The organism is Streptococcus sp. 2154, assembly GCF_013277255.1.
Lineage (GTDB): Bacteria > Bacillota > Bacilli > Lactobacillales > Streptococcaceae > Streptococcus > Streptococcus pseudopneumoniae.
Genome location: NZ_VMMK01000028.1, coordinates 115,663 through 126,969, shown reverse-complemented (window position 1 = coordinate 126,969; position 11,307 = coordinate 115,663). Strand labels below are relative to the sequence as shown.

Below are 11,307 nucleotides of genomic sequence, written 5' to 3'. Positions count from 1 at the left end.
CTTTACTAATCTGTGGCATCCTCTTTCCTCCCTTTCTTTTTTCTTTATTTCTATGAGATTATTATACCTTAAAATTAAAACGCTTTCAAGAGTTTGTAGTATAATAGATTTCAGTTTCAAAAACTAGCCAAGTCAAACAGCTCCTCTAAAAGTACTTTCAGAGGAGCAAGTCGACCTATAATAGGAGAATACCAAAATTTAGTTTACAATTTCTGACAATTTTACTTTGCGATCTTCAAACATAGACTGGGTACAAGCATCTGCAGTAGCAATTGCTTCTAGGGCAGCTTCACCTGTCAAAAGTTTTGCAAATTCTTCTGATACTGGAGCTCCTTGCATAATCTCATGCAGATAGCGCATTTCTTTATCAATGACAGATGATAGCCATAATGGAGTACGTTTACCTGGTTTACCATAAGCAATTGATCCATCCATCTCTGTACTATGATAGATACGAGTCCGATCATCATCTTCTTCTTGCGATTCGTGAATCAAGAAATAACTTTCTTGTCCATCTAGCTTAAGAGTTCCTTTACAGTTGAATAAGTCTAAGCGAATGGCACCTTTGGTTCCTTGGATTAAGACATAATGTTCACCCCAACGATAAGCTGAACCCCATTCTAACAAGGCAAAACGCTTACTAGAAAATTCCATATTGACAAAAATCATATCATCTTCATCACCGAAATGTTCACCTTCATGGGCCACATTTCCACCTGTCATGGTTACAGTTTCAGGCATGCTCCCCATAAGGAATTGAACGCAATCCAACTCATGGATGTGGTGATACAAGTGACCACCTGATTTTTCACGAATTTTTTTCCATGATACTGACGGTTGTTGTTCTTCCCAACCATTACGAGCTGTGTGACAATATAGAACGTCTCCGATAACTCCTTGATTAATGAGTTCTTTTGCATGATGGACACCATTGAAGAAGTTCATAATATGTCCTGCCATAAAGGTCACATTGTTTTCTTTACATGCATCTACCATCTCGCGACAATCTTGATAAGAAAGCGCAATTGGTTTTTCACAGAAAACATTTTTACCATGTTGTGCGGCCTTGATAACTGGTTCTTTATGAAGATTATTTGGAGTTGCGACGATAACACAATCTACTTCATCGCTAGAAACCAACTCATCTAGGGAACTTGCTACTTTTGCTCCCAATTCTTCTGCAATTACTTCTGCATTATCTGGATCATAGAGAAGAGTAATCTCTGCTCCATCATTCTTTTGCATATAACGAGCCAATTCAGCTCCAAAATCCCCTGTTCCAACAACACCGTATTTAACCATGTTTTTTCTCCTTTATTATTGAATAAACTTTCTAATTTTAACTTATACTCTTCAAAAATCTCTTCAAACCGAGTCAACGTCGCCTTACTGTGCGTATGGTTACTGACTTCGTCAGCTTCATCTACAACCTCAAAAACGTGTTCTGAGCTGACTTCGTCAGTTTTATTTGCAACCTCAAAGCTGTACTTTGAGCAGCCTGCGGCTAGTTTGCTCTTTGATTTTCATTGAGTATTACTTCACAGATCCTTCTGACAATCCACTTGCAATCTTATTTTGGATGACAGAGAAGAAAATGATTGATGGAAGAACTACAATAACAGACGCTGCCATCATATCTCCCCAGTCTAGTATTTCTGAACCATTAAGTGAACGAAGGGCTACTGCTACTGTCATCTTTCCTGTATTGTTAATCAAAATCAAGGCATACAGGAATTCATTCCAAGCATTGATAAATGTATAAATAGCTGTTGCTACAATACCTGGTGCTACAATCGGTAGCACAACTTTATAAAACGTTACAAATTTATTTGCACCATCAATTCGAGCTGCTTCTTCAATTCCAATTGGAACTGTTTGGAAAAATCCAACTAAGAGCCAAACTGCATATGGAACACTAAAAGATAGATAAACCATCATCAAGCCAAATAAACTATTTGTTAACCCAACTTTAGCAATGGCAATTGAATAGGGAATTTCTAACAAAATTGGTGGGAAAATATAGGTAATGACGAGTAGTCTCGACATGATTGCTCCCAATTTAGGGAAGAATCGAACAATACCGTAGGCTGCCATAGCAGAAATAATAATCGCAATAAGGGTTGTAGCTAAGGCAATGATTAAACTATTTCGAATGTTATCAATAAAGTGCAAATCGTTGATAACATGTATAAAATAATCTAATGTAAACTGTTCAGGCCAAAATCGTGTTGGATACTGAGTCAATTCCCCTTTCCCCTTGACAGACGATATGATAATCCATACCAATGGGAAAATTGCAACAATAGTCGCACCAATCAAGAGTGCATGTGAGAGAATATCTAAATAAATACTGGATTTCTTCTTCATTATTTTCTACCCTCCTTTTCCCACTTACTGATGATAGCAAAGTAGATAAAGCAAATCGCCATCAAGAAGATAAAGAGCAACACTGTAACTGCTGAAGCACGACCCAACAATTTAGTGCCCCAACCCAGGTTGTAAGCAAAAATTGGAAGCGTCGTTGTAGCATTAGCCGGTCCACCACCCGTAATAAGGTAGATAATGTCAAAGTTATTAAAGATCCATACAGTTCTCAAAACAACTAGAAGCCCTACAACTACTTTAATATGTGGAAAGACGATAAACTTGAACACCTGCCAACTTGAAGCACCATCTATCTTAGCAGCCTCAAATTGTTCTTCTGGTACTGTTTGCAAAGCTGAAAGCACATTAACCATAATCATTGGTGCTCCAAACCAAATGTTGATAAACACCAAACATAGGAATGCCCATGTACTATCTGTCAAAAATGCAGGTGTATGTTCCATTAAACCTAATTTTACGATTAGATTAGGTAAGTAGCCATAAACCCCGTTTAGAATCCACTGCCAAGAGAAGGCAATAACGATGGTAGGAAATGCCCAAAGAACAATCAATAAGGTCCTATATAATTTCTTGAAGTGGCGTACTCTGTGAAGAGCTAAAGCCAATACAAACCCTACTAAAACTTGACCAACTAATGAGAAAATGGTCCACTTAATTGAATTAAAGAACGCATTAAAGAAGTTGGGATCTGATAGCACAGCTTTATAGTTAGCTAAACCAACAAATTTATAATTGGGCATAATCAAATGCTTATTGGTAAAGCTATAAAAAATACTCGAGAAAAACGGATAAACAAAGAGTAATCCTACGATAATCATAGCTGGCAAAACAAATATCCAGCGAGTTAAATTACGTTCTTTAACCATTCTCCTTCTCCCTTCTTTTACAAGATTGGGCTAGGGCTTTTCAGCTCACTAGCCCACCTATTTTCTAGTCTTTTACATCTACTGAACAGCCTCAAATAAATCGTTTAATTGTTTTTCTGCTTCTTTTGCAGCTTTCATAGGATCTGTTCCATTTGTAATGATATCTTGGAACATTTGTTCAATAATGTGTTGGTTAGTCAACATACCAGCTTGTACACTTGGTCCATTTTCATAACCAATAGCAGTACCTTTTTTAACAGCTTCAGTAATCACTTCTTCAGCATGTTTAAATTTCTTACGAGTTTCATTTTCTTTATAGGCTGCAGAATCGCTAATCCCCTTAATAGTTGGCAACATACCTACTGGAGTTGAATCAAGGAATTTAACGTAGTCTTCTTCATTATAAAGTGATTCTAAGAATGCTTTAGCAACTTCTGGATGTTTTGAATTTTTCCAAACAACCATTGGAATGTTTGAGGTCTCAATTCCTTGGTCTTTATCAGATTCTTTGATTTTTGGAATAGGATAAGCATCAATCGAATCAATCAATTGAGGACTGTTGGCATTGATTCCTCCGATATGGAAGCCAGAGTTAAAGTCAAATGCTGTTTTTCCTTGATAGAACAAGGTAGCTTGCTGAAGGACATTAAAGTTCAAAGAATCTTGAGGTGAGATTTCTTTATACAATTTAACCCAGTATTTAATACCATCTTGAGCAAGTTGACTTGTCAAGTCTGCTTTAAGATCTTTTGTTAAGAGGCTTCCTCCACCACTACGTACGTAGAAGTTCAAGAAACGTGTTGCCATTAAGTCATTTGTTCCAAACGGAACAGACAAGCCATAAACTCCAGCTTCTTTCAATTTTTTAGAAGCTTCATAGAGTTGATCCCAAGTTTTAGGAACCTCAATATTATGCTCTTTTAACAAATCTGTTCTAACCCACATGACTTGTGCATGTGAATAAAGAGGAACAGAGTAGTAATCATCTCCGATTTTTGCTTCATTTAAGGCAGTTTCGTTAAATTTATCTTGTCCAATACGCTTGATAGAATCATTTAGCGGAACCAAAGCATCTGAGTTGACCATTTCCATTACTTGGTTAGGAAGAGCTGTACTAATATCTGGCACATTTCCATTTGCTAAACCTGTAGTCCATTTAGTATAGAAGTCATTCCAAGAGAATGTTTCAATCTTGATTTTCGTTTTTGGATGCTTTTGCATGAAAGCATCTGCTGATTTTTGAATACTTTCTAAACGTGGTCCTTGAGTAAAGGAGTGCCACATTGTAATCTCACCAGATAATTCTGTCGGTGGTTCAGTACTAGTTGTACTTTCTTTCTTTCCTGAACAAGCTACCAAGGCAACGGCTGCTAGCGCAACTCCAGCTAGACATAAAAACTTTCTCATTTTTTTCATCGTTCTTCCCTTTCTACATTAAGAAATCGCAACTTTAAAGACAATTTTTTTCACAGGTTCATCATTTATACGAACCTTGGGTTGATGTAAATCTTCTGGAAAAGTGATGAGGCATTCGCCAGCTCTCAAATGAACCAACTGTTCCACTTTCCCTGTGTATAATTCAATATCCTTCTCTTCATCATACTCTTGGGTAACGCTTACATTTTTCGGCGACGTAACAGCCATGGCTTCTTCGTTTTCCAAAACTAAATGAATATCCAAATATTTTTGGTGTGTTTCAAAGAAAGCCCCTGCTTGACCATCTGCTAGATAAGTAAAGCAATTCCCAAACAATCGATCACCATCGATAGCAATCGAACCTTCTGTTAAATTTTCTAGTCCTGTTTTTTCTAGAAAATCTATTAATGTTGCAAAATGTGGATTTACTCCCACATAAGTTCCTAAACGGCTAATTTTTGTAATAATCATCTCTTCTAACCTCCTTTCTCAATCTATTTTTCCTATCCAAGTTCCCCATTCTTCTGTCTAGCATTTTCTACTAGAAGGACATAAAAACACTACACTCTCTAACCTATACTCTTTGAAAATTTCTTCAAACCACAGTCGCTTCACCTTGGATTATATAGGTCAGTCTTATCTACAACCTCAAAGCGGTGTTTTGGGCAATCTACTGCTAGCTTGCTAGTTTCTTCTTTGATTTTCATTCAGTATCTCCTCAATCTTCACAAGGAGGTCTGATTTTTCTAGCGACAAACAGAATAAATAAGTTAGTTCAATGAGCTACCTTCCTTATAGATGAAATTGATATTCATGAAGGAAGTCCGCCCTTTATTTTTTGCAAAAGATACTAGTATGAATCTATTTGGGGACTTGAATTTATAAGCTGCTCACTTCGTTTTTCTAAAATAATTCTAATCTATTATTCTAGCACTAATAGACTCTTTGGCTAAATCTCCTTTCTACATCTCGTTTCACCAAAAACTTTTAAGAAAGAAATACTCTATATTTCATTCTCTAAATTAGTTTTGTTACCGTTTCCAATTAGAGTATACTTTTTTTTTAGTATTTCAAGTCTTTTTCTAATTTGGAATTTAGTTTCAAATCTTTTTTAACTATATCAAATATATTAAAAGTACTTTCAAAAATAATCAAATTCTTACAATACTTGTTTCGAGTGGACAAGATAAGAAAACAAGAAAGTCAATTTTAGGAGAAGACAAGGTTAATAGTCGCATGATATAATGCAATGATGTAAAAATCGAACAAATTGATTGGAAAATTCAAACCAATTTCTAACAATGATTTAAGAATTGTTGTGTCCTAATATAGATTCAATGCACTATAAAACGCATAATATCAAGTTTTTTTAATTACCTGATACTATGCGTGTTTGTGATTTTTAAGATTTTATGCCTAGAGTCTCTATATGAGGACTTAAAAAAACTGACTCGTAGATGATTTCCTAAAGTCAATCCTCTTACCTAAAAAAACGACTTCTAAAAAAGTTGCCTTCATCGAGAGGTGAAGCAATGATTGTCCTAAAAAATAGTTGGATCGCAAATCTCTCTGAAAATTTCTTCTCTCTGCCTAACTTGAATTTGAGATTCAACATTCTTATTTATGATGGTCTTTCAATAATACTTCAAACTCAGCAACAGTCATGCCCAATTGCTGACTGGCAACCTCGGAAGTCAGAAGTCCTTGGTGGACTAGATTTAGTAGCATAGACAAACTTCCTTCAACTTTCCCACGTTCAAGTCCTTGTTCTAAACCTTTTTCGATGCCTTGTTCAATCCCCTCTGCGCGACCACGTTCAAGACCTCTCTCTAAACCTTTTTCCTCAGCTTGCTCCAAAGCATAGTCCTGTGCTAACATGGCTTGTTCTTCTCGCCTGCGTTGTTCACTAAACATTTTCCTATCCTCCTCGGACCAGCTCTTGTAGTCCAGCAGTTGATCTGCTTGGCTGATGGCTCGCTCGGGCTGCTGGGTAAAGGGTTTATTCCCGAAAAACTCTAACCATGGTTTACGAACCTTGTCTTTGCTGGTTTCTCTGTATTTTCTTAATTCCAAGAACGCCATCTTGACTAGATGGTTTTCCTGTCCATTGTTTGTAATTGTTAAAACCTCACCTGTCGAATCCTCTCGCATGCTAAAACTATGAAAAGCCAAGTCATCTGAGAACTAGTTACTATCCACAATTGCGATAGCGTATACTGGTGAGATGTGTTTATAACTCTGATGAGTATCACCTTCTCGTTGACGAATTTTTTCAAGATTTTGATTGACCTGACTGCACAAGTAAGCCCATAAACGATTGATGAAAAAATTCTGATGATGAACCTGAATTTCGATGATAACTTGCGTACCATTATCCAACTCCGCCAAAACATCTATACTGGTATAGAAATCTTGCGCCGAATAGGGCATGGAAGTCAAGACATGAATATTGCTTCCCTCCAAAATGGTCACATTTTTTGCTGGTAAATCCAGCATATCGCGGATAAATTGACAAGTGATTTCTGGGTTGCTAAAGATTTTCTTAGCAACCAAATCATTGGTCGGGCTAATGCCCGGATGTCTTAGAATCATATTTCCTCTCCTTTCATTATAGCACATTTTTAAATCTAGGTTTACTAGATTTACTGCTACTATCTATTTATTCGGAAAAGAAAGACAAAAGAAGCGAGAAAGTTAAAAATTATTAATCCTAATTCACTTGTAAAGAGATAAATCTTGCTCATATTATTTATTAAAGACTCTATTTTACAAAAAAGATTACAAAATCAGCCGTTTTAGAGAACTCTTACCACTTCCTAGACTATTAATTCTAATGTTTTTTATACTACTCGCTTGCTCGTCAATAGGTCATAAAGCAAAATCAGTTGATCCATTCCCCGTACTCGTTCACTCTATAGCCGTCTGGTGTTAGCGAATTGAAAAGTAGTTTCCCAAAAGCATCGATATAGTACCACTTTCCTTTATAATAAATCCATGTATTGGATTCCATGGAACCAGATGATCCTAAGTAGTACCACGCGCCACTTGAATCTTGGAACCAGCCTACCTCCATCATGCCATTATCCTTGAGATAATACCAATTACCGTCTGTATCCTGTAACCAACCGGTTTGCATGATTCCATTCGCATCAAAATAATACCATGCATCATTTTCTTTCATCCAGCCTGTCCGTTCTTTCCCATCGGAATTTCTAAAATACCACTGATTATTTATCTTATGCCATCCTCTTTGTTGATTATATGTAATAACAGAATGTTCAACAGTAGAAAGTGACATGTTATCCGCTTCAACGCCAAAAACAGCTGTTAACGATGACGAGCCTGTCCCGTTCGTTGTGAATTGAGCAGTGGTTTCTGGGCTAGATAATCTTTCCTGTTTTGATGGAGTCTTTATTTTTCTCTCATCTCGGTGCCCTTCTACTGTCAATTTTTCTCCACCTGTAACTTTAGCCACAAAGTCTGGAACTTCCACTCTTTCAGGGACTAGTTCTTTTGAAGATACTATAGACTTCCCAAGGTCTCCTGGTATTTTTTCTCCCGATACTAAAACCTCTGACTCTGAAAATTCCTCACTAGACGCAGGCAGTTCTTCTCTGATTGGCGCATCTTTTGGAACTAGAAACTCTACTTTATCTGGAGATACCACTTCCTCTTTGAGATTACTTGAGTTTTCTTCCGTCGATGACACCACTTCCTTCACACCCTTAAGAACCACACGTTCTTTCATAGGTGTAACCTCGACTGTACGAGAATTTTCAACAATCTTTCCATCAGCTAAGACCTTATAAGTCACCTTAGTAACTTCTTTACCTACATACCCCTCCGAAACAACCTCCGTTTTCCCTTTCTCTAACTCTTCGGAGTCCTCAAAACGCTCTGTAATCGGAAGTTCTTTTATGACACTGTTGGGTTTAATACCTAAAGTAATCACCTTGGATTGAGGAGCTATTTTCTTCTCAGAAACTTGAGAAGATACCGCTCCTGTATACTTATCTACTTGATAAGTAGTAGTTCGAGTAACCACCCCTCCTTTACCCTCTACAACTGAACGGAAACCAAGCTCTTTTGTTTCATCTCCTTGGTAAAGAGTATCAAAAGCAATCGATTCTTTTTCTACTTTCGGCTTAGTACCTTTATACACTACTCGGTAAATAAGTGGAACACCTTTTTTTTCACCCTTAGTATCCTCTGTACGCTCTTTTCCAACCTCAAGGGTACTATCACCTTCGTAAGTGGTAATAACCTCTGTTTTCGGCTCCTTTTGCGGTTTGAGAGGAGGTTCTACTTTATCTTTATCAGACTCTATTTTAGGTGTACTTGGTTTTTCGTCTTTTGGAGTTGAAGGAAGTTTATCCTTATCCTTCTCATCCACCAAAACTTCATCTTTTACATAGACAGGCTCTTTTGGTTTACCTTCAATATAAGAACGAACCCAATCCAGTTGCTCTTTTGATAAAACCAAACCACCACTGCGGCTTCCTACAACACCATTTTGGTGAACTCCAATTAAAGTACCTTTGTCATTATAAAGACCACCGCCAGACGCTCCGGGTTTTGTGCCTTCATAGCTGATACCCTCAATACCTGAACCGAAATCAGTAGTATCTACAACTTCACTATCCAAGACTGGAGATAAACGACCGTCCGGGAAACCATAAACCGAAACTTTTTCACCCTTAGCGATAGAAGTTGACTCAGAAACCATCTCTACAGGAGATACCGCTTTGAAATCTTCTTTTAGTCGAACCAAGGCTAAGTCATTTTTAAATCCAAATACGGAATCTTTTTTATTCCAATAAACAATATCATCATCTGAAAAATGCACAGACAACCCATTCGGTAAGGTTGCTTTATACACTGTATTGGTGCGACCAGATTTCGTAACGACCTCAGAACCTTTAACTGTTAAAAAATTATGAGCGACTGTTAACACCAAATTGGGTGCAATTAAAGTACCTGACCCCGACCCATCTGGCGTTTGAATGTGCGTTGTAGCATAGAAATTTTCTGAGCCATTCGGAGCTTGTAACACCTCTTTACTAGGCATAGGTAAGTTGGATTTGCCACTCAAGTCAACCTTACCAACCTCCGTTCTTGCGAAATCAGAAGACGAAGTAGATGAAGGATTTACTGAGTCAACAACAGCTTTTATAATGGTATTACCTAAAGCTAACTTACTGACATACTCATCAGACCAACTAGTATCACTTACTAGTTGGTTGACAGAAACTCCATTGTAAGATACCACTTTAGCTGTTGGGGAAGTTGCTATTAACTGTTTGAAGTCTGGATTTTGTCTTAAATGAAAATTCAAACCACTTCCAACAGGACCTTCCTGAACAACCTTATCTGAAATCAAAGGAGTTCCTTTAGTATCTTCCACTCGAAGTAGAACGCGGCCTTTTTCTTCACCTTTTACTAAAGTCGCTCGACCTTTTTCATCAAAACGATACAAAGCACCGTCAATCTCATACTCTACGTCTTTTAAGGCTCTGTGATTTTCATCATAATAGTAACGGTTTGCACCATCTATATACCAACCCTTTATACCATATTTATCAATCATAGAACGAATCCAAGTTCTGTGCTTTTCCGTAAAGATAGTACCACCGCCAATACGCTCACTCTCAGGAGCGTTTGAAGTATTTGTTCCGTGCTGGTGGATACCGACTACCTCTCCCTTATCATTAAACAAAGGAGCACCTGAAAAACCTCCCAAAGCTGAGGAATGATAAGTGACTGCACCGCTCTCTTTATTGATACTGCTCACAGTTGTTGAGACTGAATAAGCCTTACCGTCTTTCAAGCGAGCTTTATTTTCTTTACTTAAATTTGGAGTAGAAAAATCATTGGGATATCCGACCATAGTGATTTTATCACCAGTAGAAACCTCTTTATGGCTCAACTCTCTTGGAGAGTCCTCACCACCCGTCATAGCTTCTACAGGCTTTTTAGTTACCACTACTGCTAAGTCGTTGCTATAGTCTTTACCAAAGTCTTTGCCGTTATATAAGTGAATAGAGTCTTTTTCAAGAGCTTCTGATACTCCTGATGTCGGTACTTTGTTACTTTTCTCTGTGTCTGAGTTCATCACAACATAACTACGAGCAGACGCCCCACCACGCAAGACCGCAGACTTATCATCTTGGTTTTTATCATAGTAGTTATGAGCTACTGTTACCATGACATTCGGCGCTACAAAGACACCGCTACCTGATGCGGTTTGTTTCCCACTCGTACCACTATCATAAGTGGTATAAGTCATAGCAACACCCTCAGCGGACTTCTCATGAACGCTCACATCTTTTATATCATCGCCACCTTGAATAACGTCAGCATAAACGACCCCACCACCAATAACTGGTAAATCAGGAACCGATAATCCAATCATACTCACTAATGCCAGACATCCCACCAATCCATAAGCTTTTGACTTACGAAATTTTCCTAAACCTTTTAAATATAAAAACATCTTTTTCCTCACTTTAGTTTCTAATACTTATTTATCCAGATATAATAGCTTACAATCTTTTAAAATCTTCAAATAAGTTATGATTGTTCCATACTCTTCAAACCATGTCAGCCTTGTCGTGCCGTATGTATATGTTACTGACTTCGT

At 37.5% G+C, this 11,307-nt stretch carries 6 protein-coding genes and 1 pseudogene; all 7 read right to left on the bottom strand.

The window, feature by feature from the left end; genetic code table 11:
- Positions 1-198: 198 nt before the first annotated feature.
- Positions 199-1,302, bottom strand: coding sequence for a Gfo/Idh/MocA family oxidoreductase (locus HT693_RS05125; RefSeq protein WP_172924978.1), 1,104 nt, complete (start codon positions 1,300-1,302; stop codon positions 199-201).
- Between the two features lie 231 nt (positions 1,303-1,533).
- Positions 1,534-2,367, bottom strand: coding sequence for a carbohydrate ABC transporter permease (locus HT693_RS05120; protein ID WP_050208637.1), 834 nt, complete (start codon positions 2,365-2,367; stop codon positions 1,534-1,536).
- On the bottom strand, positions 2,367-3,251 hold the full coding sequence (locus tag HT693_RS05115) for a sugar ABC transporter permease (RefSeq protein ID WP_023941560.1): 885 nt from the start codon (positions 3,249-3,251) through the stop codon (positions 2,367-2,369). The genes HT693_RS05120 and HT693_RS05115 overlap by 1 nt, the downstream gene beginning before the upstream one ends.
- Positions 3,252-3,329: 78 nt before the next feature.
- Positions 3,330-4,667, bottom strand: a complete 1,338-nt coding sequence (locus tag HT693_RS05110) for a sugar ABC transporter substrate-binding protein (RefSeq protein WP_000738778.1) — start codon at positions 4,665-4,667, stop codon at positions 3,330-3,332.
- An 18-nt stretch (positions 4,668-4,685) separates the two neighbouring features.
- The gene (locus HT693_RS05105) at positions 4,686-5,138 is read right to left on the bottom strand and encodes a YhcH/YjgK/YiaL family protein (RefSeq protein ID WP_000587463.1); all 453 of its coding nucleotides are present in this window, start codon (positions 5,136-5,138) and stop codon (positions 4,686-4,688) included.
- A 1,146-nt stretch (positions 5,139-6,284) separates the two neighbouring features.
- A pseudogene (locus tag HT693_RS05100) lies at positions 6,285-7,259 on the bottom strand (Rpn family recombination-promoting nuclease/putative transposase).
- A 289-nt stretch (positions 7,260-7,548) separates the two neighbouring features.
- Positions 7,549-11,160 carry a trypsin-like peptidase domain-containing protein gene (locus tag HT693_RS05095; RefSeq protein WP_172924976.1) on the bottom strand — a complete coding sequence of 1,204 codons (3,612 nt, stop codon included), beginning with the start codon at positions 11,158-11,160 and terminating at the stop codon, positions 7,549-7,551.
- Positions 11,161-11,307: the final 147 nt, after the last annotated feature.

Coding starts and splice junctions, on each gene's coding strand:
- HT693_RS05110 (WP_000738778.1), bottom strand. CDS start 4,667: ATGAAAAAAATGAGAAAGTTTTTATGTCTAGCTGGAGTTGCGCTAGCA.
- HT693_RS05115 (WP_023941560.1), bottom strand. CDS start 3,251: ATGGTTAAAGAACGTAATTTAACTCGCTGGATATTTGTTTTGCCAGCT.
- HT693_RS05105 (WP_000587463.1), bottom strand. CDS start 5,138: ATGATTATTACAAAAATTAGCCGTTTAGGAACTTATGTGGGAGTAAAT.
- HT693_RS05125 (WP_172924978.1), bottom strand. CDS start 1,302: ATGGTTAAATACGGTGTTGTTGGAACAGGGGATTTTGGAGCTGAATTG.
- HT693_RS05095 (WP_172924976.1), bottom strand. CDS start 11,160: ATGTTTTTATATTTAAAAGGTTTAGGAAAATTTCGTAAGTCAAAAGCT.
- HT693_RS05120 (WP_050208637.1), bottom strand. CDS start 2,367: ATGAAGAAGAAATCCAGTATTTATTTAGATATTCTCTCACATGCACTC.